Genomic DNA, 22719 nt, shown 5'->3' with positions numbered 1-22719 from the left:
AGCCTAAACATATACAAAAGCCACCTACCAGGTGGCTTATTATTAAGACAACTGTTGTTGTAGCTTTTCGGCCAAGCGCCCCATGTTTTTAGTCATACCGTAAAGCAACCAGCCATGCCACGGCGCAAAGAAATACCAATAGACTAAACCCCAAAAACCTGCCGGATGCCAGTACAGCGCGACTTCTAACTTGCTGTTGTTTTCATTTATCGGCTCAATGCTAATTTGCATACCTCCACCGCCAGGGGCCTTCATGCCAAAACGCATCACCAAACAATCGTTTTCTTCGGCACTCAAAATGGTCCACGAATCAACCCGATCACCGACTTTTAACGTTTCATCATCACTTCTGCCATGATTGCGCCCGCTACCGCCAAGGGCAAAGTCCATCCACTCGCGCATTGCCCAAAGGCTATTTAAATAAAAGTATCGATGTTTGCCACCCAATAAGTTAATCACTTGCCAAATGGCTGCAGGAGAAGCTGCTAACGTCACGGTTCTCTTGGCGGCCTTGGCATAAAAGCCATGCAAGGAAGAAAAGTTACGAAAGGTAGGTACCCCATCTTGCCAGCGCTTAGGGTAAGTGTGCACTTGCTCTTCTGTTAGCAGCATTTCTATAGCTTGGTCGAGGCCAATTAATGACTGGGGGATCAATGCTCGTAATTCATCAGGCTTAGCTTGCAATTGTTCTGCTAACCCGGCGATTAGCGCTTTAGCCAAACTTTGAGGCACCGAAGTAATCACCCCTAGCACCTGGCAGGCTAAACCAATTGGCAAGCCGGGTAACACTATAATTTTTATCGACTTGTTTAAATGTTTAGCAATTTTGAGCATCAAGTCTTTATAACTTAACCACTCTGGCCCAGCCGCATCTAACACCATACCGGCGGTTTCGGGCATATCGGCTAGTTTGACCAAATAGTAAAGCACGTTAACTAGAGCAATAGGCGGCGCTTGGGTATCGATTGCCTTGGGGACTAAAGCCAGCGGCATGTGGCCGACTAAATCGCGCATCACTTCAAAGGCAGCCGAGCCCGGTGCGATAATAATTCCAGCGCGTAATTCAGTGACTGCTACTCCGCTGGCTGCTAGGGCTTCACCGGTCGCGATACGCGCTAGCATGTGCTCAGACTTAGGCTGAGCCGACACTAAGCTGCCCATATAAATAATCCGAGAAACGCCTGCGTCACTGGCCGCATTAGCCAAATTTTTCGCCGCTACAGCCTCTAATTCACTATGAGCTTGTCCATCACTCATGCCATGCATTAAGTAATACACCAGCTCAATACCGACCAAGGCGTCAGGTAATGACTTTGCGTCCAATAAATCTAAAGTGAAACGAGGGCAAGCTAGCTCTGGCCAAGGTACTTGTTTTTGCGGGTCGCGAGAAGAAACAATAACCTCATGGCCTGCCTCAACCAAGGCGGGTACTAACTTTCGACCAATGGTACCCAAAGCGCCAATCACTAATATTCGCATCGCGATCCTTCCCTTTCATTTGAATAACGCTAATCGTCTTCTCTAGAGTAGACGATTTTGGCTACGCCGCGTGACTAAGTAACTAAATGAATAAGCGTTTAAAAACGATTCGCCGCTAATTTCTTAAGAGAAAGACAATACCGTTTCGGTTGATTGGCGAAACTTGCCTGGTGACACCCCCATTACCTGCTTAAATTTGGCACAAAAATAGGCGCTATCTGAAAACTCACACGCATAGGCAATTTGCGTAATACTCTGTTTACTGTCACTAAGCATTGCCACCGCCGTATTGATCTTGCGTTTAAGAATGTAATCTTTGTAGTTTTGGTCAAATAAAGACTTAAATACCCGAGAGAAATGATACTTAGACATACCGCATATATCCGCAGCCTGCTGCAAGCTTAAATTAAGGGTTTGCTGGTTCTCTAAGTGATGTAACAAAGGAATTATTTTAGACAAACCCTTGTTTTCTCGAAGCGCTACCGAAGCTTGCTCTGAGTTAAATAGCGCGCCTTGTCGCTGATGAGCCAAAAACAAGAAAATGGTTCGCAATAAACTGTAAGCTAGGTTTCGCCCTTCGCTGTCTTCATCAACACTTTGTAACCATGCAAATTGGCTATGCAAAAAACTGGCTTGTTGCTCGTTTAATTGAATCACCAAGGCTTGTTCTAATTGCGAGCTAATATCTAGTAGGTTGAGCTCACTAAACAAATAGTGTTCAAACTGCAGCAAACTAAACTCGCGTTCAAGCCCTTCCATTTCCATTTCATGCATGCCCAACGAAGGAATAAATACCAAGGCATTGTCACTTAATTCTACGGTCTGCCCATTTATTCCTACCTGCCCTGCTATTTTCTTAAACAGCATAATTTCACCCAACATATGGAAATGGGTAGGAATAACTAACTTAGGCTCTTCAATGATATGAAAACGCCTAAGGTAGTAAGGCTTACCTTGCGGAAGATGGATGTTTTCAAAACTGAGAGCGTGCGCGGCCATAATAGCAATAATTTAATATAAAACAGTCTAAACATTACATATTAGCCGGCATTAAAGCAATAAATTAACAGCACTAACTTCGGGAGTGATTATGGCGACTATAACTAACCCTATTCTTACAGGCTTTAGACCTGATCCATCTATTATCCGCGTTGGCGACGACTACTATATCGCTACCTCAACCTTTGAATGGTTTCCAGGCATTATGATTCACCATTCAAAAGACATGGTTAACTGGAAAATCATTGGCCATGTTCTTAACACCGCAGAGCATCTTGATATGCGCGGTATGGATAACTCTGAAGGCGTATATGCGCCGGCTCTAAGCTACGCCGATGGCAAGTTTTGGTGTTGCTTCTCTAATGTTCACTCTTGCCGAGGCGGTACGTGGATGTCTACCCCTGCGTATGTGGTCAGCGCTGAAGACATCAAAGGCCCGTGGAGCAAACCGGTTTCAATTGGCAATTACGGCTTTGATCCCTCGTTATTTCATGACGACGATGGCAAAAAATATATGCTAAATATGGTGTGGGATGGCCGTAAAAACACTGATTTCTTTGGGGGTATTATTTTACAAGAGTTTGACCCAGAGAAAGGTCAGTTAGTAGGTGATGACAAAATTATTTTTGAAGGCACTAAGCTGGGCTGTACCGAGGGCCCACAAATTCTAAAAAAAGACGGTTGGTACTACCTAATTACCGCAGAAGGCGGAACGTCTTACGACCATGCAGTGACCGTTTGTCGAGCCAAAAATGTGTGGGGACCGTACGAGGTTCACCCACATAACCCTATTCTTACGTCTCGCCATCAAGATGATGCCGAATTACAACGTGCGGGCCATGGCTTCTTAGTTGAAACCCAAAACAATGAGTGGTTCCTATCGCACTTATGCGGCCGCCCCATCGCCGATCCCGACAATCAAGCGAATACTCTAAAATACGGCCAAGGTCGCTGTACCTTAGGGCGTGAAACAGCATTACAAAATGTAGAGTGGCGTGACAACTGGCCATATGTGGTGGGGGGGACCACACCTCGCATTGAAATTCAGGCGCCTAAATTAGCCGCTCACCCTTGGGCTGAAGAAGCCAGTCGAGATGATTTTGAGCATGCCAAGCTGGCAGTTAAATACCAGTCATTAAAAGACCCCTTTGACGAATCGTGGTTCTCTTTAACTCAGCGTCTAGGTTATGCGCGCTTGGTTGGCCGAGATTACCTATACTCTCGCTACAATCAAAGCCTATTAGCCCAGCGTTTAACCGCATTTAATTGCATCAGCGAAACCGCAGTAGAATTTGAGCCCAAATCGCCAAGACAAATGGCCGGTTTAGTGGCCTACTATTCGCGTGGCGGTCATTACTTCTTAAAAACCTCAGCCAACGATGCGGGCCAACAAACCGTGCAACTAGTGGGTGATATCAACGATGAATATCAAGAATACACCGACGAAATACTCGTTGGCACTTGCCAGCGCATTTATATGCGCCTAGAACTGGACACGCAATGGTATCAATTCAGCTACTCATTAGATGGTAGCAACTGGCAAAAAATTGGCCCTACCCTTAACGCGACCTTTTTATCTGATGAAGGCAGCGGTGACATCTTTCGTTTCACCGGTAGTTTGCTAGGTTTATTTGCCTGCGACTTAACTGGCAAGCATATTTCCGCTGATTTTGACTACTTTGAATACAAAGTTCTAGATTGACGCAAGCTGGTTAGCAACAAAAGCAGCGCACTGGCCAAGCTACTTGGCTAGTGCGATCTAACTCTTACTTTTTCTCTTCCACATCAATTTTGAATCTCTAAATTGATTTAAATCAGTATCTTGCTAGCAATAGAACGCCACACTCACTGCATTATTTTTAACCATTTAGCAGCAAAATATGACTTCAAAAATCCGTTTGTTACTCGCACCATCTTGCTTTTGCTTTCTGCTAAGTGCTGCTCACTTCTACCATGCCCAACAACACATCTACGTTAGCCTTTGTATCATGGGCTTTTTTAGCGTACTTATTCGCCATCCAATGTGCTTACGTTTCAACCAATTAGCTATGCTACTGCTCACTGCTGAATGGATAAACACGCTGGCCGAGATATATGTGCTGCGTAGCGCTTATGACCAACCATGGATGCGCATGGCAGTGATTCTTGGTCTCGTCGCGCTATTCCACTTTATTAGCGCTCTGCTATTTCAACACCACCGAATTCGCCGCTACTTTGGTTACCCAAGACAATATTTGTTTCGTTAAAAACGCTGGCTTCATGCTCGACAATACTCGCCATAGAGTTAAGCAACAGCCTCAGCTATAATCGGCCTCTTTTTATGCAGGCATCTATTCTAGTGAATCGTTTTTTATCTCTTTATGCCGAGCGAAAAGCCGCTGCAACGACCACATTTAAAGGCAGAGGCGCGCGCCGAGTCCGTTGCGAAACATGCCAAATGCCACAACAGCATTGTTTCTGCGATCAAGCTATTCTGCAAACCAGTCACTGTGGTTTTGCCTTATTAATGCACAATATGGAAGTGTTGCGCCCAAGCAATACGGGCCGTTTTATCGCCGACATCATTCCTGATACCCATGCATTTATTTGGCAACGAACCGAACCTTGCCAAGCCTTACTAAACTTATGTCACCAACAACAATGGCAGCCTTACGTGGTTTTCCCTGCCCATTTCAGTGAGCCGCAGCGTGTTCATCATGACATTGCCCCCCCGCAAGGCCAAAAACCCTTGTTTATTATGCTGGATGGCAGCTGGCGAGAAGCGCGAAAAATGTTCCATCAAAGCCCTTGGTTAGATCAATTTCCGGTGATCTCGATTAACCCCGAGCAAGCTTCACGTTATGGCTTGCGCTCTAGCCCGGTAAAAGGACAGTGGGCCACAGCCGAGGTGGCGGCTCAGCTTTTAGCGATGAACGGTGAACACAATAATGCCAAACTGTTAGAACAGCGCTTTAAGGCTTTTACTCAACAAACTCTCGCAGGAAGAAATCATCAGTAGGCTTTTTCACCAGTTATATGCCATTTGCCCGACATTTTAGCTAACACTTTCGTGAGTTAGCTCACGCCGTTGAAAACGTTATCAAGCAAAAGCCATTTTGCTATTATTTGAGACTATGCCAAATACGTAAGTTGTTGTTATGATGTTTCCCGCTTGATAAGACAGGGCATAATTTATACAAATTATGAAGCTCTGCAAAGGCAAGCAAACTAAAAAATAGAGTATTATTTCAATTGTTCAGGAGACACAATGTCTAAAAGCACTGGTACCGTTAAGTGGTTTAACGAAAAGAAAGGGTTCGGTTTTATTTCTCAAGAGTCTGGCGCAGATGTGTTTGTACACTTCCGTGCGATTCTTGGTGGTGGATTTAAATCACTTGAAGAAGGCCAGAAAGTAGCATTTGACGTTGAAGACGGTCAAAAAGGCCCACAAGCGGCCAACGTAGAAGTTGTATAAATAACTTCAAGAAGCATAACCATGGGATTGGTTGTGCTTCCTATCTTCCCCCTGTTCTACGCTAAGCTAAATCCATAAAATAGATATGTTGTGGCCCCGCTGGTCCTCCTTGATACAACACTCCACTGTCTTCAAAACCGCAAGCTAAATACAAAGCCTGAGCAGCCTTATTACGGCAATTTACTGTTAATGCGAGTTGTTGCTGTTGAACATTTAATGTCGCCAAATACCGTTTTAGCTGCGCCCCTGCAGCAAAGCCATAACCTTTACCTTGATCGTTTTTCCCTACAAAAAAAGAACGCAATAAGCAGCCTGCTGAAAGCGCAAATACATCTTGATAAGGATAGTCGCTATCTATGACAAAGAACCCCACCACCGTCTGTTCGACCAACATGACATGCGCGCTTTGGCCAGCGCTTAACTCTTTTAATATTTGAGCAATGGGCTTAACAAAATGTTGTTGCTGATCGGCAACTCGCAAGGCCATTAAGGGAGATATATGCGCGTGTGACAAGGCTTGTAATCTAACTAACTCAGTCATTCAATACTTGTTCCTTAAGTGCAGCCTCGCGGCCCATCATTAAGTGTTTACGGTCTACACCCCATCGGTAACCGCCTAAGGCGCCATTGCTACGGATCACTCTATGACAAGGAATAATAAAAGCAATAGGGTTTTTAGCCACTGCACTCGCCACCGCGCGGGTTGCATTAGCAGTGCTGACTTGCTGGGCTAAGTGTTGATAAGAGCACAGCCTAGCAAAAGGTAGTTTTAATAAAGCCTGCCACACCTGCAACTGAAAATTAGTCCCCTTAAGCCATAACGACAAGGGTTTTTGTTTATCCTGATACGGAGTAAACACCCGCGTTAATAGACTTTGGCTACGCATATTATTGACCTCTAAATTGGCCTTTGGCCATGCCTTAACAAGCTCTTGCAAAGGCGTATTATCGGCATCCGCCTCACAAAAGCTCAACTGGCAAATGCCACGCTCAGTGCTGGCTACAAAAGCCCAACCAAAAGGAGTGATCCCCCAGCCATAAACAATGTTCAAGCCTTGGCCTAGGGTTTTAGCCTCGCCAGGAGTGACCGCTTCAACATTAACAAATAAATCGTAAAGGCGGCCACCACTCGATAAGCCCAAATCGTAAGCCAGCTCTATCACTGAGCTCGTCTCAGCTAACTGCTCACGCGCCTTTTGCAAAGTAAGATATTGCAAAAAACGTTTAGGCGATACACCTACCCATTGGCTAAACAAGCGCTGCATATGTGATTCACTAAAACCAACGATTTTAGCCAAATCGGCTAACTCAGGCTGTTGCTCTTGGTGATCAATCAAATAGGCCATGGCTTGGCTGATTTGTTGATACTCTCGCTGAGATTGCAAAGACCGCTGCTCCATTGTCACTCCTTATTTGCTTTGCCAGACACTTTAACTGAATACCCACTCCAGCTCGACCCGATAATGGCAAAGTAACAAAAATGGGAAACCATGGGGCAATCTAATTGGCTTGCTGCAGTTGTAGCTCTGTTTGCAGAATGATTTGCGCGACTTCACCGGAGGCAATCAGCTTTTTAAGCTCCTCATCAACCAAAGGCACCAACTCTGCTCGGCTTTCGTGAATGTAGTGATATAAAGGAAAAAACGCTAAAGGGCGCGAATAACTTACTTGCTTTTCCACTCCCATACGCTGTAGGGCAACGATTCCATCAAGCTTATTGGTTAATACCAAATCGGCACGCTGTTTAAGCATAAAACCCAACGCTTTATCGGTAGAGTCTAGTTCAACAACTTTATCTGAGGTGGCGGTAAGATCAGCACTATGTTTCACCCCCCGTACAATAGCGACTTTACAGTTAGACAGATCAGATAACGTCGCCACAGAAGCCTTCTTTGTGCTTAGATAAAACGCCGTCGACTCTAACGAATAGTAAGGTGTGGGAACTCTGATCATATTGGCGGTTTGTTCACCGTAACTCCAAACTCGCATGACTTCGCCGTCAACTAAACCGTTAACCGCCGCAGACTGCGCTCGTTTAGCTGGCAGACTAGATACCTTTAGGCTTATGCCCAGTTTGTTATATACCGTATTTAATACCGCTATTCCTACCTTTTGCTCAAACAAATGCTCTATGGCAGCAAAGTGAACCGATTCCGTCGCCTTAAGTGCACTGCTAGCGGTAAGTAAAACCACAGCCAAGCTTAAATTTTTAAACACATAACCCCTTTACAAATAAACTGCCCAACCAGCTAATACCTCACTTAAATTCTAGACCAAGTAATCGATGTTAGTTTACAAAAAAATTGGCCTCTCGCCAGCAGAGACACTCCGCTAAAACCATTTAAGGCCGAGTGAACAAACGAAACGGAATTTACTAGTAAACCGCCAAAAAATGCTGCTATTTTGTTTAGCGATAAGCGCTATAATACTGGCAAAATGCAGTATAAGGTTCGGTAACGTGTTTAAACCCAAAGCGGCTAGTTGGATTAGTTTATATTTCTCAGGCTTATTTTTTGCCTGGGGCATATTTTTGCCTTTTTGGGCGCTCTGGTTAGAAAGCGAAGGTTTAGACCCGAGTCAAATAGGCCTATTGCTAGGTTTTGGCATGTTAGCCCGTTTTCTGGGTAATGTGTTGCTCATGCCACGAATAAAATCAGCGAAACACTTGCTACCAGGGATCCGCTGGGTGAGTTTTGCCAGCATCTTAGTGGTTGCCAGCCTATGCTGGTTAAATGGTTACTTTTGGCTAACCCTTCTTACTCTGGCCGCTAACTTCTTTATTGCAACGCTGATCCCCTTGGGTGATGCCGTAGCCACCAAATGGGTTAGCCAGTTGAAACTCGACTACGGTCGCGTACGGGTATTCGGCTCTATCGCCTTCATTGTTTCTTCAACCTTATTGGGCATTGGCCTTACGTATTTTTCTCACTCTCTTATTCTTTACGCCACCTTAGGGTCATTGGTGCTTATGTGGGGCTTAAGTTTATTAACGCCTGCGGCACCACTGGTCGATGAAGAACACGACGGCGAGCCGATAAACAACCGTTTATGGGCCGTGCTAAAACAAAAACACGCGCTAAAATTTATCGCGGTAACGGCGTTAATCCAAGGCTCTCACGCCGCCTATTACGCCTATAGCACCCTGTATTGGAAAAGCATTGGCTATGCCGAATCTACCATTGGCTATTTGTGGTCAATTGGTGTTGCACTAGAAATGGCGATTCTTATTTTTGGTAGCAAGTGGTTTAAAAACTGGAATGCCAACCAGATGTTTTTACTTGCTGCAGTGGGGGGCGTAATCCGTTGGGGTGTATTTGGTAGCACCGAGTTTTTATCATTAATGATGCTGTCGCAAGGATTACATGCGCTAACCTTTGCACTAACTCAACTCGCCGCGATTAAATACATCGCCAGCGAAGCGCCAAAATCACAAGCTATTCCCTTGCAGGCTTTGTATTCTGCCATCGCCTTAAACATGGGCACCGCTTTGCTTACCTTTATCAGCAGTGCTTTATATGAACCATTAGGTGCTGGTATTTTCTTAATGATGGCCAGTTTATCAGCCTTAGCGATTCCGTTGCTACTTATCAATGGTCGAGCTGCCAGGCGTAGTGCTTAAGGCGGCGTTTAAGCCAAAGTTTAAGGCAGCAATTGCTATATTAGCGGTATTACTCAGGGAAACTTGGCCGGTCTGCACTTCCCTCTCGCTGCTTGGTTTGCCAATGAGGTGCTATCCAAGTGGCTGAATGTGATGGCGCAAGGGGGGCAATTCCCAAAATGGCATCGGCGGCCTTTTCGGCAACCATAATAGTTGGCGCATTAAGATTTCCATTTGGAATAGTGGGAAATATTGATGAGTCCACAACACGCAGAGCACGGATCCCATAAACCTGACAGTGGCTGTTAACTACAGCCATGGGATCGTTATCAGCTCCCATTTTACAGCTACAAGATGGGTGGTAGGCGCTTTCTACATTTTGCCTAACCCATCGGTCTATCTCTTCATCACTGTTAACATCAACACTAGGTTGAATTTCTTTCCCTCGGTAGCTATCCATAGCGGCTTGAGCCAATATTTCTCGAGTTAAACGAATACAATCACGCCAGTCTTGTTTATCTTGCTCAGTGCTAATGTAGTTGAATTCAATATTGGGCTTTGCCTGTGGATCTGCCGACGTCACCCATATGCGGCCGCGGCTTTGTGGTTTATTTGGCCCAACATGCACCTGAAAACCATGCCCATCAAAAGCCGCTTGGCCGTCGTAACGCATGGCCGCAGGCAAAAAATGATATTGAATATTGGGCCATTTCAATCCGGCGCGCGAACGAATAAAGGCACAAGACTCAAAGTGGTTACTGGCCCCTAATCCATCTTTTCGTAGTATCCAGCGGGCTCCGATCAAGCCTTTGCTAATCAGCCCTAGTTTACTGTTAAGCGTAATCGGCTGGTGACAAGCATATTGAAAATACACCTCTAGGTGGTCTTGCAGGTTTTCCCCCACACCGGGTAAGTCATGCTCTAGCGCAATGCCAGCCTTGGCTAACACTGCTTTAGGGCCGATACCCGACAACTGCAACAGTTGTGGAGACCCCACCGAACCTGCCGTCAGCACGACTTCGCGTTCAGCGTAAATCGATTGAATACGCCCACTAATCTCTATTTCTACGCCTATCGCCTGCTTATTTTTCAACAACACTTTACGGCTTACAACACCTTGTTTAAGGGTAAGGTTTTGGCGCTTCATAGCAGCACGTAGGTAAGCGTTTGAGCTGGATGCTCGTACACCTTTGTCTACGGTCATATGCATTGGGCCAAAGCCCTCTTGTTGATAGCCATTGTAGTCATCGGTTGTGGGGTAACCCGCCTGTTGCCCCGCCTCAATAAAGGCTTGGTAAAGAGGGTTAAGTGTCATGTTATTACCGCTGCAGGTCGCAAGGGGGCCATCGCCTCCTCGGTAGGCATCTTCACCGCCTATCCACGATTCAGCGCGGCGAAAATACGGCAAGCACTCTTGATAGCTCCAGCCTGCTGCACCATGCTCGACCCACTCATCAAAATCGCAGGCATGACCACGTACATACACCATGCCATTAATGGAAGAACTTCCCCCTAATACTCGACCTCGTGGGCAATGTAAACGGCGGCTATCGATCCCGGCTTCAGGCTGAGTCTCAAACTGCCAAGCATACTTATCACTGTTCATCGGATACGACAGCGCCGTGGGCATTTGAATAAAAATACTTCGGTCACTGCCCCCCGCTTCCAGTAGCAATACCGAGTGTTCGCCTGAGGCGCTTAAGCGGTCGGCCAATACACAGCCAGCAGAGCCTGCGCCAACGATAATGTAGTCATAAGTGGTGTTCATGTTGCGTCCTTGTTCAGCGAAGAAGCTGAAAACTCGTATATTGGCACTCGCTAAAATCTCTGATGGTTACGGTTATTCATAAGGGCATTCAAGGTCACCTAGCTCAATCATCACACTCTTGTTTTGTGTGTAGTGATTCAATGTTTCAATACCGTTTTCTCGGCCAATACCCGATTGTTTATAGCCACCAACAGGCATTTCTGCTGGCGAGCCGCCCCAAGTATTTACCCAACAAATGCCCGCTTCTATTTGGGCGATAACTCGATGAGCACGCGAAAGGTTTTGGGTAAACAATCCAGCCGCTAAACCGTACTGAGTTGCGTTGGCGCGTGTAATCACCTCATCTTCATCACTAAAGCGCAGAACCGACATAACAGGGCCAAATATTTCATCCTGAACTTGCGGCATGTCGTCACTACAATCTGCAAAAATAGTTGGCTGTACAAAGTAGCCTTTATCTAGCCCATTCGCTGTTGCGCGCTCGCCGCCGCACACCAGCCGCGCACCAGACGCTTTGCCTGCGTCTATAAAACCTAACACCTTTTCCATATGCTCAGCAGAGATAAGCGCGCCAATTTGGGTCGCCATATCATTCGGGTCTCCAACCTTCAATTTGCTAGTGCGGAGCGCCAGTTGTTCCACAAACTCATCATAAATAGCGTCCTGTACAAACACCCGGGTACCGTTAGTACATACTTCACCTTGGGTATAAAAATTCGCCAACATAGCCCCCGATACCGCGTTATCTAATTTGGCATCCTCAAATACTATCAGCGGTGATTTACCGCCTAATTCCATGGTTATGTCTTTTAGTGTAGCGGCCGCATCGGCCATGACCTTCTTGCCAGTGCCAGACTCACCAGTGAAAGACACCTTAGCAATATCGGGGTGGCGAGATAGCATTTGTCCAACTCGATAATCACCTTGCACCACATTAAAAACACCATCGGGCACGCCTGCTTCGGTAAAAATTTCAGCTAGCTTTAATACCGACAATGGTGTTTCTTCTGACGGCTTAAACACCATGGCGTTACCAGCGGCCAAGGCGGGGGCTGATTTCCACATGGCAATCTGAATCGGGTAATTCCAAGCGCCAATCCCCGCGCATACACCCAACGGCTCACGCCGAGTATAAAAAAATTGTCCGTGCCCTAAATCTTGTTGTTGCCCTTGAATCGCAGCAGCCAGCCCCGCGTAGTATTCAATCACATCCGCTCCCGAAGCAATATCTACTTCAATCGCTTCTTGAATAGGCTTGCCGGTATCTTTCACCTCTAGTGCGGCCAGTTCATCATTTCGCTCTCGCAGTATGGCCACGGCGCGCATCATAATGCGCCCACGCTCTATACCACTCATCAAAGACCACACTTTAAAACCCTGTTGGGCTGACGCTACAGCACGGTCTACATCTTCTGAAGATGCCTGCCCCAGCTCGGCCAGCACTTCACCGTTTGCAGGGTTAAGGGTGATAAAGCTTTCTACTGACGAGGACTCAGTTGCTTTGCCATGGATGTAAAGAGACTTCATGTTCATCAAAATGCCTTGATAATTGGTGGAGTATGGATAGCTAAACCTTAGCTCAAGTAAGGAGCGAGTTGCTTTTCTAGATAGTCTGCGATGAGCGCTTGGGCCTTTTCAGCAGAGATCCCATCAGGGTTAAGTGCGCCTCGCAGCCAAATGCCATCGATTAACGCGGCAATGCCCTGCGCTACAAACAGCGCTTGATCAGCTGGCAACACTTGTTTGAGCTCGTAGCGCAGGTGAGACAATAAGCGCCGCTCATTAACCCGTTGCAAACGATGTAATGAGCCGTCGTGCATAGCCTGCGCCCAAAACGCCAACCACGTTTTAACCACTTTGCCTTCAACTTGATAGCCATCAAAATTGGCCGCAACAATCGCCTTTACTCGCGCAGTAACATTGTTCGGGTCAACAGCGCGAAGATGCTCGATAGACGCCGTAGATAATTGTCGCAATACAGTGCGCATGGTTTCTTCTAATAAACCATGTTTGCCACCAAAGTAATGATGAATAATCCCTGACGACACCCCGGCCTTTTTACTGATCAAGGTGACGCTCGCCCCTGACAAACCCACTTCATTTATCACCGCCATTGTGGCGTCTACCAATTGCGGGCGGCGTATTTCAGGCATTCCAACTTTAGGCATAACGGTTACTCAAATGTTTCTTAATTGAACGTTCAATTAAAAATAAATTTACACGACTCTTGAAAAAAGTCAAAACTTAGTCAATGAGCTAAAGCCTTTTAAGCCAGCCGAGTTGCCAGTAAATTGGGTTTAAACAAGACGTTTTGAGCGGGGGGAAATAGGGAGCCGATACCACTCCACTTGAGGATACATTATGAGCGATAGTGGGGAGTATAAAAATGCCCTGAAGCCAAGGGTTGCTCGGCGCTTGTTTATTTATTGATCAGATATTTTTTCATGCATAGCGATGGTGGTTACCGACTTTACCGAATCTTGAAAGTACTGTTTTTTGACAGCAAGATAAGCGGAATCATTAAAAAAGCGTTCCATCGTTTGCTTATCAGGAAACTCAATGGTGAACACACGATTTATGCTGTCATCCGTTTTTGATTTCAAGACTTCTGCAATTTTAAAATCGTAACCAAAACTGCCACCAAATGAATGAAGTATTGGCATCATATTTTTACGGTATTGTTGGTATTGCTCATCATTAATAACGTCTAACCCGATGATTCTTTCAAAAGACATATTTACTCCAAAGTTCAGTGGCGGCGACGTAACTCAAGCTCTTGCACGTTAACTTGACGCCGATGGCTTTCATTTCAGTTATGTATTACCGAGGCTTTTTACCCATTAAATGGTAAGTACACACCTTATCTAGTTTGACTAAAGCGCCTACTGAGTCAGATAACGACAGCGCCCGACGAATTACTTTGTTAAAGTTTACGCTACGCAAATTACCTGACTGAACAAAGGTACCTTCAAGAGAAAAACTAAAACAAGGCCCAAAATACCTAAGAACAACGAGTCAATCAATAATGCTCCAATTCTTCTCCAAAACCGCAACAACTACATATATGCATCTTCGCCATTTTTTGTGAAGAATTAGCAAAAATAGCTAGGGTGATTAGCTTACTTTTTTTCAGCTTTCACACAGGCAAATAGTACGTCAAACCAGCGTATATCTTCGGGGCCAAGAGACGCAGCTTTATGTCTGGACGGGGTCTCGTAGGTATCTTTGTATACATGATAAACTGCACGCTCAGTTAGCTCACGCCAATGCTCACCATTTAACTCGGGAATACTGCCTGATGCCATATTAGGGTCAGTCAAAGGGTCATGCTCTTCAGCGTCAGTGCGTAAAGCAATCTCCAGCTCTTGAAGGATCGGATTTATCACTTTTATGGTACTAGACTCTGCGAACTGCTTTAACACTTTACGCTCTGCCTGTTTGATCTGTTTACTAAGCTGAGACTGACTAAACTTCTCGCCTACTGGCCTTAGTCCATACTTTGTGAGTAGCACTGTAGCGCTAGGGAGTAAGGCTTTAGCAGCGATACCCACTCCAACAACAGGATTGAAAATCGCAGCTAACCCCCCTACAAACAGCATGCCGTAAGTTAACTTATTATCTAGAGCATCAATATCATCAGCGAGCTTTGCTAAGGAATTGGGCACGCCACCTGACTGCTCAGTGACTAACTCGCGAGCACCATTAAGCATATGCTCGCGTAAACACCCCTCATAATAAGGGTTTGGAAAATGAAATACCCGACGCTTAGGTAAATCGTTAATCTCTGGGACCGAATCTGGAAGATAGCGCATCGTATGCAAAGAAAAACCTACTTCAGACGTCTTGAAAGGAATCACAAAATAGTGCTTCTCATCATACTTCAAATCATATTTTGAAGAACGCTCAAGAGACATCAATACCGGAAGATCACCTATGGCGCCTTTAATAAAGCCTAAACCAGAGCTAACTTCACTTGAAAGCTTACAGCTTGCTGTGTTTAAGAAGCTTTTACCTTTATCCAAATATTTATTCATAATCATTTCTTAAAGCTAACGCCCATATTTTGTGGCAAGTTTATGAGCCCAAAGCCCAATCAAAAGGCAAGACATTTGAGCTTATCGGGAAACTCAAAGGTGAACACACGATTTATGCTGTCATCCGTTTTTGATTTCAATAGTTCTGCAATTCTAAAATCATAACCAAAACTGCCATCAAATGAATAAAATATTGGCATCATATTTTTACGATATTATTGGTATTGCTCATCATTAATAACTTCTAATCCGATGATTTTTTCAAAAGACATATTTACTCCAAAGTTCAGTGGCTGGGCAGTCTTTAAGCATTTCTATCCATTGGTCTCGAATAATTCGCGTTGGCGAGAGCACTAAGATATGTATTTCTAATACTCTTAAGACTTCTAGACCTAATGTTGCTTTTACTGCGCCGGGTGCTGCGACGACATGGAGTCGTTTATCGTCTAAATAGCCGTGAATAGCATTCCATACATAGCGAAACGTTATTTTCCGAATGGCTGCACGAGGTATTTTCATCTCATCATTTTGGTCTATCAAAAATATGGAACTATTCAGGGTGGAAGCGGTGATTGTGGAGATACCACTTTGACGCTATGCCAATATCATATCCATAGGTGAGCGTAACTTGAATCAAGTTCTTGTTAATCGAGTCGGGGTATGTTTCAACTATTGTTTTAGCTAGTTGCTTTGCCATATCAAAATCATCCACATTATTTTCATAGAGAAAAACCTGTGCATTTACATAGGTGGTAGTTGTACCACCTGAATCAGATGAGAAAAAAGTCGTTAACCCATCAGTAACACTAGCGTACTTTACTAATTCGTTGCTATTTATTGCCTCTTGAGTGACCAAGAGACCTTTATAAGGATCAGATGTGACTAAATTTGAGGTAAATGCTGGTACAAGGGTGGCAGTGATGAATAAACCTGTAACTATAGCTAAATGAGGCTTCCATACTGACGGTAAGTCCTCACTGTCCACCCCGACATTTACAACATAAGTTCCCACGGCTAAATCATGTAATGACTGGCGAGTTGCTCGGTTGAAAACATATAAATATAAAATAGAAAGAAAACCGCCAAAGATGATAAATGACAAGGGATATTTCAAATACGATAGTAATGTCTCATTGGTAATTTGCGCACCATTTAGTGAGAATGGAACTGCCAGAAAGCTATACCTCAAAAATGAACGAGCTAGGCTTATTGTTGAGCCTGATGAATCTACAACCATAATGTTTAGTATTATTTTCCCGATTGTTTGGCCATCTACTAAGGCGCTATTCATAACCCCAAAATAAGAAATCGAAATGACAAAACCAATTAATCTTCCCCAGCCACCAAGCTGAACAAAAGTATCTTCAAGAAACCAACCTAAAATCAGACCAAAAACGCCTAAGATCACTGAGTCAATCAATAATGCTCCGATTCTTCTCCAAAATCCGCAAATCCATTTGCCTTGTACTTCTTCCAAACTAAAGTCCTTACTATGATATTTAAAACAATTTAACACTAAGTAGTAAGCAGGTGCTTTCTATTCCATTCAATGAGCATGCCTGAAGGCTCAAAAGCGTGGCCTAGCGAAACCTGTTCTTCTTCGAGCACTCTTCCTTTAACTGATTGTCTACTTTGATGTTTTATTTTAATTTTATCAATAGTCGGTGTTCAACTTTTTGTATAGCAGTTTGATAACGCAGTATGGCAAGTACAACAAGCAGCATACAAAGCCTATAAAAAATCCGAGTGCAATTAATGACACTCGGATGTTGATATCAATAAACCATTGTTCACCAATTAATTACGCTTAACCGATTAGTATTACTACCTAAAGGCTGAAATACTCTCGTGTTAAGTATGTTTATTGGTGTTGTTTAGCCTAGGGAAAATTAAAAACTCCCCGTGGTTGATGTGCCGGTTCCAGTATTAACCGAGTTGTTGCCACCCGATTGCCACTGAATCACATTGCTAGGGTTGCTTTCGTTTCGAATAATACATTTCCATTCTATATCTGTCGATTTAGGTAGCTGGATAGTCGCGGTCCATGTGGGGTAGCTGCTTGGATTGAGTAATACGGCATTAGCTGCTTGCCAATTCCCCAATGCGCTATTGTTACCTACAGCATAAACACTATCACCCATGTTGGTATAACCATTATTACAGGTGAAGCTCACGTTCACATTGTCGGTTGGGTCAATAATCACCGAGTCTACTAACCACATTCTTGCTGAGCTAGCTGGAACGTTAATGGTGTAGTTGTTACTGCTAACTTGGAAGCTTGCTCCGGTAAATACATCAGCATAACTTTTGTCATGATTTAAATTAGCCGCATCAATACTGATGTCTTTGCTATAACCACACTTGTTAATTCCCACTAGGCCAGCCTGACCACGACGGAAAACTAAAGCACACTGATCAGCATACAATACCTCTTCATCGGCACCTTGAACGCCATTATGGAATTTAACCATTGCTTTCAAGTTATCTTGTTTGTAGTCATCTACCCAACGGCCATTATCAACACCGGTGTTATCACTAAATACCATCGGTACACCTTCTTGACGCCCAAGGATATAAGCGTAAGCAAGGTGTTCATTGCCTTCACTCATTATCTGATAGCGGAAGCCGTCATTACTTGGAATATCATGGGTGATAGTAAAGGTTAATGCACGAATGCCATCAATAGCGCCGCCCCAAGATTTAGGGTTGGCTAAAGCCGTTAGGCTACCGTTACTATCAAAGGCATCACGCAGTGTTTTTAATAACGGGAAGTCATAAGCACTGTGTGATGTTTCACGTAAATACGGTTCTAAGAAGGTATCATAATCGGCATTACCCGCTCCCGCACCAGTGATAATTTCACCAAATAGGTACATGTCTTGTTTGATTGAAGCGTCAAAAACTTGGTTAATATGCCACGTGGTCATGTGTTTGGCAGCATCAATACGAAAACCGCTGACCCCCATGTTTTTGATTGCTTGAACGTAATTGCGTTGCTGCTCACGAACATAGTTACTAGGATCTAAATCTGGTAATCCTGGATCACCATTGCCCCCACAAATACGGCCGTTCATAGACTCCCAAACATTGGTCCAGTTAGTAATACAGAAACCCGCGTGAAAATCACCTGGTGTAAATAAATCATTGCTCAAATCACCAAACAGTTTTTGGCGGTTCCAGTAATCGCTGTTGTTCGAATAGTCGTTGAGAGTTTCATAGCCGGGGAAGTAAGTAGAATTGCCGCGCTCATTGGCCATTTGATTAATAACAATATCTGCATAGGTTTTAACACCATGAGCATTCAAAGCATTAATCATGTTTTGAAAGTCTTCTTTATTACCGCGATTATTATCAATCACGCGATAATCTTGGGGCTGATAACGCGCCCACCATTGCGAGTTGCTACTATCAGATTTTAGCGGCGGAGCCACCAATACATTCTTGTAGCCAATCTCTGCGATTTCAGCCGCTTTTGCTGCCACTTCTGAATACCGCCAATCAAATGCATGCAAGATCACATCGGCACTAGCCAGTTGTGAAAACATGGCTAATGAGGTGCCGAGTAGGCACGTATTTATAGCATTCGCTTTTGTCTTATGTTTCATTATTAGTATATCCTTTCCCTTGATTACTATATTGAATGAACACAAAGACCCATCGGTAAAATGCACGTCTACTTTTAATTTATAGTTGCAAAACAATGAGAGCATCAATACATAACTCTGTATTGTGGAGATCCCCACCGTTCCAGCGCAATATCACCAGCCCTTGTGATCAATGTAGAGTGTGTCACTCTTTTTGTTGATGCTTGCTTGAAACCGATACTGATCAAAAAAACATCAACTTTATGTAATCTACTAACTAATAACTCAGTGTCAATCGACTATAAAACAAATGTTCTAAAGTGTGAGCTAACAGTCTGATAAACCTTATATCTGGTTGACATTGCCACTGGGCAAAACAAAGCCCAGTATAATTTTACATGGTCGCTATATTCTGTGGTAACAAGCACCCGCTTAAATCATTAAACCGGCTTTTAAACGGGGGGGGTTTCACCACTCATTTGACCTTAGTGGAATGGAGGCTGCTATTTGGCAACGCCATGTTACTGGCTCGCGTAACCCGCTAAATGAACAAAATTTAATCTTGTCGCATACCAATATTTGCTACATTGAGTCTTACGCAATTCATTGAAAAAACCTGGGCGGCATCGCCTAAACTTGAATCAAGCGCTATTCGCCCCGATATTGATTACTCGTCACACTAAATAAGGCTGTTGCTGCATCCATGAATCATTCCCGATTATCAAGTATTAAACGTAAAGCTGATGATTTGGCTAAATTAAGCATCAACCAGCATCTGCGCTTGGCCGTTACAGGCTTAAGTGGTGCGGGTAAAACGGCGTTTATTACTTCTTTAGTTAATCAGCTATTATTGGGTGCCGAAAACCACCAACTACCGTTATGGCAATTAGCGCGAGAACATCGCTTTTTAGGCGCTAAACGCATCCCACAGCCGCATTTACACTTAGCCAGTTTTGACTACCAAGGAGGTATAGACGCGCTGCAAAGCCAACCACCTTGCTGGCCTTCGCCCACCCATGGGGTGAGCGAAATACGCTTAAAACTGCGTTATACGCCGCAATCGCTGTTATGGCGCAAACTAAACCATAGCGCCACGCTCAACCTAGACATTGTTGATTATCCTGGCGAGTGGTTGTTAGATTTACCGCTATTAAATATGAATTACGCTCAGTGGTGTGAGCATATCGCGCTCAGTTTGAAAGATTCTCGCAAAGCGCAGCTTGCCGAACACTGGCAAAGTTTGGCCCAACAGCTTGATATTCAGCAAAGCGCCAACGAACTTCAAATAGCCGAGATTGCCAAGGCCTACACCGAGTACTTACATCAATGTAAACGTGAATTAGGTATGCATCATATTCAACCAGGCCGCTTTGTATTGCCGGGTGAATTAGCTGGTGCCCCAGTATTGGCTTTTTTCCCCATTTCGCCAGCGCTAGCGGCCGCTAAAACGAATAAAAAAGACAGCACCCTAACACTGTTAAATCAGCGTTTTGAATACTACAAAGAGCATGTAGTTAAGCAGTTTTACCAGCAACACTTTGTTAAATTTGACCGTCAAATCGTGTTAGTAGACTGCCTCACCCCGCTAAACAGCGGCCACGACAGTTTTAGTGACATGCAGTTAGCGGTAAACCAAATACTGCACAGCTTTAATTATGGGCAATCTGGCATCTTACGCCGTTTGTTTTCACCTAACATCGACAAACTGCTATTTGCCGCAACCAAGGCTGACCATGTTACGCCAGAGCAACATAGCCATTTAGTGAGTTTGCTAAGCGAAGTGGTGGCCGAGGGCAAACGCCACGTTAAATTTGAAGGTATAAACACCAGCACCGTAGCACTGGCGTCGATTAAAGCCACTCAAACCGGTAAGGCTCAACTAAATGGCGAATCTATTAACGCTTTAAAGGGCATATTGCAAAGTGATGCTAACAACCAGCAGCCAACTACCCTGTTCCCTGGAGAGGTGCCAAGCAGCTTGCCTAAACAAGATTTTTGGCAGCAGCAAGGTTTCGAATTTAGTCCTTTTCAGCCACCGCAAGCTAACCCTTATAGTGCCTTACCACATATCCGCATCGACCAAGCCATTGAGTTTTTGCTAGGAGATAAATTTAAATGACAGCCCCGATTAAACAGCGCCAAGTGCTTAATGCCGATCCAGAGCTTAAAGCCAATACCAAACCTAGCGAACAAGCATTGGCGGCGAAACAAGTGATGAGCAACGAAGCTTGGCAAGAAGATCCAGAGCCCACCAGCGATGAAGCTCTCGACATCGACTTAAGCCCCAAAAAAACCAGCCCATGGCTTAAATATGGGTTTAGCGCAGCAATTGTTGTAGCCATTACTGAAATGGCCTTAAGCCTTGCCGAATTATGGCAAGCCTCACCGATAAGAGCGGCCATTTACAGTGCAATACTAGCCAGCATTGTTGCTGGCCTATTGGCCATAGCGGTAAAAGAACTGCGAAAGTTGCGCCGCTTAAAGCATTACCAAAAAGAACACCAACTAGGCGAACACTGGCTACAAGCTGATGCCGTAAACGATGGCGACAGCCGCAAGGCAAAAGCATATTGTGAAAAACTGGCCACATTACAGGGCCTAAATGATAGCCAAGAATACCTCACGTGGAAAAATTGGTTAAATGACAGCCATAGCAGCCAAGAAATCGTAAGCTTATACAGCGAAACCGTGCTTACGCCGCTAGATAACCGCGCCAAACAAGCCATTAGCAAATGGGCTGGCGAAGCAGCGGTGCTAGTTGCAATAAGCCCGCTGGCCATGGTGGATATGCTGATTATTTTTTGGCGCAACATAAAGATGATTGAAGCCGTCGCCAAGATCTATGGTATCGAGCTAGGTTATCTAAGCCGAATTAGGCTGATTAAAAAGGTGTTCGCCAATATGATTTATGCCGCCGCCAGTGAAGTAATTACCGATGTTGGCAGCGATTTATTAGGGGCAGAGCTTACCGCTAAACTATCTGGCAAAGCCGCCCAAGGTATTGGTGCAGGCCTGTTAACCGCCCGGCTTGGCTTTAAAACCATGGAACAATGCCGTCCAGTACCCTGGACCTTGAATAACAAGCCAAAAACCAAACAGCTAAAAGGCATGCTGCTTGAGAAGGTAAAACAAAAACTCAGCACCTAATAACATCGAAAGATAAAACTACCTCAATAACAACGGCTTCATCACCGTTTTTAGTTTTAAAGCCCGCACACACTTAACAATAATTTGCTGTGCTTGTGGGCTTGCTAAACAAACTAGAGGCAATGTTTGGGGCAGCTATCGTCGGAGCGATATCTTACAGCGATAAAGCCATCACCCAATCGTCCATTACGTAGCCTTGGCCAATATCACTGCACTGCTCAGCGACTTTAACAAACCCCATTTTTTGATAAGCGGCAATCGTGCCATGGTTGTGTCGGTTCACCGTTAATTCGATACGTTTAAGGGCAAAACCTCGCGCTAAGTCTTGAATAAATGCCATGGCTTGCTTGGCAAAGCCTTGTCCTCGGTATGCTGAGTGCACATAAATTTTACTCAGAAAAAGTTGCTGCTCATTACGTTGTACGCCAATGTATCCGACATTTATTCCTGCCTGCTGAATGAAATAATAGTGATACTGCTCGGCCTCGATTTGTTCAGCCACTCGCTGAGCAGAATGAAAGGTCTCGAGCATGTATTCAACCTGCTCAACGCCAATGATGGGCGTGTAATGCTCTAGCCAAATTTCACGGGCTAACGCGGCGACTTGCTCAATATCGGTCGCACTGTCTACTTTATAAAACACTAATATTTCCTAT

The 22719-nt window shown here is 44.6% G+C and carries 21 protein-coding genes; 7 read left to right on the top strand and 14 right to left on the bottom strand.

Features of this window, described 5'->3' with window-relative positions; genetic code table 11:
* Positions 1 to 42: 42 nt before the first annotated feature.
* Positions 43 to 1479: a DUF2867 domain-containing protein gene (locus ACVFI8_RS18220; RefSeq protein ID WP_457872202.1), complete on the bottom strand. Its 1437-nt coding sequence runs from the start codon at positions 1477 to 1479 to the stop codon at positions 43 to 45.
* A 123-nt stretch (positions 1480 to 1602) separates the two neighbouring features.
* Positions 1603 to 2478 carry a helix-turn-helix transcriptional regulator gene (locus tag ACVFI8_RS18215; protein ID WP_457872200.1) on the bottom strand — a complete coding sequence of 292 codons (876 nt, stop codon included), beginning with the start codon at positions 2476 to 2478 and terminating at the stop codon, positions 1603 to 1605.
* A gap of 91 nt (positions 2479 to 2569) precedes the next feature.
* On the opposite strand from ACVFI8_RS18215, the gene ACVFI8_RS18210 reads away from it, so the two are divergent.
* The 4 genes from ACVFI8_RS18210 (at position 2570) to ACVFI8_RS18195 (ending at position 5932) form a co-directional block, all read left to right on the top strand.
* Entirely contained in the window at positions 2570 to 4180 is a 1611-nt protein-coding gene (locus ACVFI8_RS18210; protein ID WP_457872198.1) for a glycoside hydrolase family 43 protein, read from the top strand.
* Between the two features lie 178 nt (positions 4181 to 4358).
* Positions 4359 to 4724, top strand: coding sequence for a hypothetical protein (locus ACVFI8_RS18205; RefSeq protein WP_248712172.1), 366 nt, complete (start codon positions 4359 to 4361; stop codon positions 4722 to 4724).
* A gap of 92 nt (positions 4725 to 4816) precedes the next feature.
* Positions 4817 to 5476, top strand: a complete 660-nt coding sequence (locus tag ACVFI8_RS18200; RefSeq protein ID WP_457872195.1) for a tRNA-uridine aminocarboxypropyltransferase — start codon at positions 4817 to 4819, stop codon at positions 5474 to 5476.
* A gap of 249 nt (positions 5477 to 5725) precedes the next feature.
* On the top strand, positions 5726 to 5932 hold the full coding sequence (locus ACVFI8_RS18195; protein WP_248712174.1) for a cold-shock protein: 207 nt from the start codon (positions 5726 to 5728) through the stop codon (positions 5930 to 5932).
* Positions 5933 to 5993: 61 nt separating this feature from the next.
* Here ACVFI8_RS18195 and ACVFI8_RS18190 read toward each other — a convergent pair whose 3' ends face one another.
* The 3 genes from ACVFI8_RS18190 to ACVFI8_RS18180 all read right to left on the bottom strand — a co-directional run bounded on the left by ACVFI8_RS18190 (position 5994) and on the right by ACVFI8_RS18180 (position 8149).
* A complete protein-coding gene (locus tag ACVFI8_RS18190; RefSeq protein WP_248712175.1) occupies positions 5994 to 6473 on the bottom strand; it encodes a GNAT family N-acetyltransferase in 480 nt (159 codons plus the stop codon).
* Positions 6466 to 7332, bottom strand: a complete 867-nt coding sequence (locus tag ACVFI8_RS18185) for a bifunctional transcriptional activator/DNA repair enzyme AdaA (RefSeq protein WP_248712176.1) — start codon at positions 7330 to 7332, stop codon at positions 6466 to 6468. Before ACVFI8_RS18185 ends, ACVFI8_RS18190 begins: the two co-directional genes overlap by 8 nt.
* 100 nt (positions 7333 to 7432) lie before the next feature.
* Positions 7433 to 8149: a substrate-binding periplasmic protein gene (locus ACVFI8_RS18180; RefSeq protein WP_457872194.1), complete on the bottom strand. Its 717-nt coding sequence runs from the start codon at positions 8147 to 8149 to the stop codon at positions 7433 to 7435.
* Positions 8150 to 8390: 241 nt separating this feature from the next.
* Between ACVFI8_RS18180 and ACVFI8_RS18175 the strand changes: the two genes are divergently transcribed.
* Positions 8391 to 9551 carry a 3-phenylpropionate MFS transporter gene (locus ACVFI8_RS18175; RefSeq protein WP_457872193.1) on the top strand — a complete coding sequence of 387 codons (1161 nt, stop codon included), beginning with the start codon at positions 8391 to 8393 and terminating at the stop codon, positions 9549 to 9551.
* Positions 9552 to 9600: 49 nt separating this feature from the next.
* On the opposite strand, the gene betA is transcribed toward ACVFI8_RS18175, so the two are convergent.
* The 8 genes from betA to ACVFI8_RS18135 all read right to left on the bottom strand — a co-directional run bounded on the left by betA (position 9601) and on the right by ACVFI8_RS18135 (position 18937).
* Positions 9601 to 11298, bottom strand: coding sequence for a choline dehydrogenase (gene betA, locus ACVFI8_RS18170; RefSeq protein WP_457872192.1), 1698 nt, complete (start codon positions 11296 to 11298; stop codon positions 9601 to 9603).
* A gap of 72 nt (positions 11299 to 11370) precedes the next feature.
* Complete coding sequence (betB, locus tag ACVFI8_RS18165; protein WP_457873834.1) at positions 11371 to 12825, bottom strand: betaine-aldehyde dehydrogenase; 1455 nt, start codon at positions 12823 to 12825, stop codon at positions 11371 to 11373.
* A 47-nt stretch (positions 12826 to 12872) separates the two neighbouring features.
* Entirely contained in the window at positions 12873 to 13466 is a 594-nt protein-coding gene (gene betI, locus ACVFI8_RS18160; protein WP_457872191.1) for a transcriptional regulator BetI, read from the bottom strand.
* A gap of 255 nt (positions 13467 to 13721) precedes the next feature.
* On the bottom strand, positions 13722 to 14033 hold the full coding sequence (locus ACVFI8_RS18155; protein ID WP_248712182.1) for a DUF1330 domain-containing protein: 312 nt from the start codon (positions 14031 to 14033) through the stop codon (positions 13722 to 13724).
* A gap of 384 nt (positions 14034 to 14417) precedes the next feature.
* Entirely contained in the window at positions 14418 to 15332 is a 915-nt protein-coding gene (locus tag ACVFI8_RS18150; RefSeq protein WP_457872190.1) for a hypothetical protein, read from the bottom strand.
* Between the two features lie 261 nt (positions 15333 to 15593).
* The gene (locus tag ACVFI8_RS18145; protein ID WP_457872189.1) at positions 15594 to 15851 is read right to left on the bottom strand and encodes a hypothetical protein; all 258 of its coding nucleotides are present in this window, start codon (positions 15849 to 15851) and stop codon (positions 15594 to 15596) included.
* Between the two features lie 31 nt (positions 15852 to 15882).
* Positions 15883 to 16809: an RDD family protein gene (locus ACVFI8_RS18140; RefSeq protein ID WP_457872188.1), complete on the bottom strand. Its 927-nt coding sequence runs from the start codon at positions 16807 to 16809 to the stop codon at positions 15883 to 15885.
* Positions 16810 to 17221: 412 nt separating this feature from the next.
* Positions 17222 to 18937: a carbohydrate-binding module family 20 domain-containing protein gene (locus ACVFI8_RS18135; RefSeq protein ID WP_248712185.1), complete on the bottom strand. Its 1716-nt coding sequence runs from the start codon at positions 18935 to 18937 to the stop codon at positions 17222 to 17224.
* 682 nt (positions 18938 to 19619) lie between these two features.
* Between ACVFI8_RS18135 and ACVFI8_RS18130 the strand changes: the two genes are divergently transcribed.
* Together ACVFI8_RS18130 and ACVFI8_RS18125 are read left to right on the top strand one after the other, a co-directional pair.
* Positions 19620 to 21035: a YcjX family protein gene (locus tag ACVFI8_RS18130; protein WP_457872187.1), complete on the top strand. Its 1416-nt coding sequence runs from the start codon at positions 19620 to 19622 to the stop codon at positions 21033 to 21035.
* The gene (locus tag ACVFI8_RS18125; RefSeq protein WP_457872186.1) at positions 21032 to 22063 is read left to right on the top strand and encodes a YcjF family protein; all 1032 of its coding nucleotides are present in this window, start codon (positions 21032 to 21034) and stop codon (positions 22061 to 22063) included. Before ACVFI8_RS18130 ends, ACVFI8_RS18125 begins: the two co-directional genes overlap by 4 nt.
* A 154-nt stretch (positions 22064 to 22217) precedes the next feature.
* Here ACVFI8_RS18125 and ACVFI8_RS18120 read toward each other — a convergent pair whose 3' ends face one another.
* Entirely contained in the window at positions 22218 to 22706 is a 489-nt protein-coding gene (locus ACVFI8_RS18120) for a GNAT family N-acetyltransferase (RefSeq protein WP_457872185.1), read from the bottom strand.
* Between the last annotated feature and the right edge of the window lie 13 nt (positions 22707 to 22719).

The sequence above is a fragment of the Agarivorans sp. MS3-6 genome, assembly GCF_054112545.1.
Note: the sequence above shows the minus strand (reverse complement) of the source record. Positions and strands in the feature narration are given on the sequence as shown.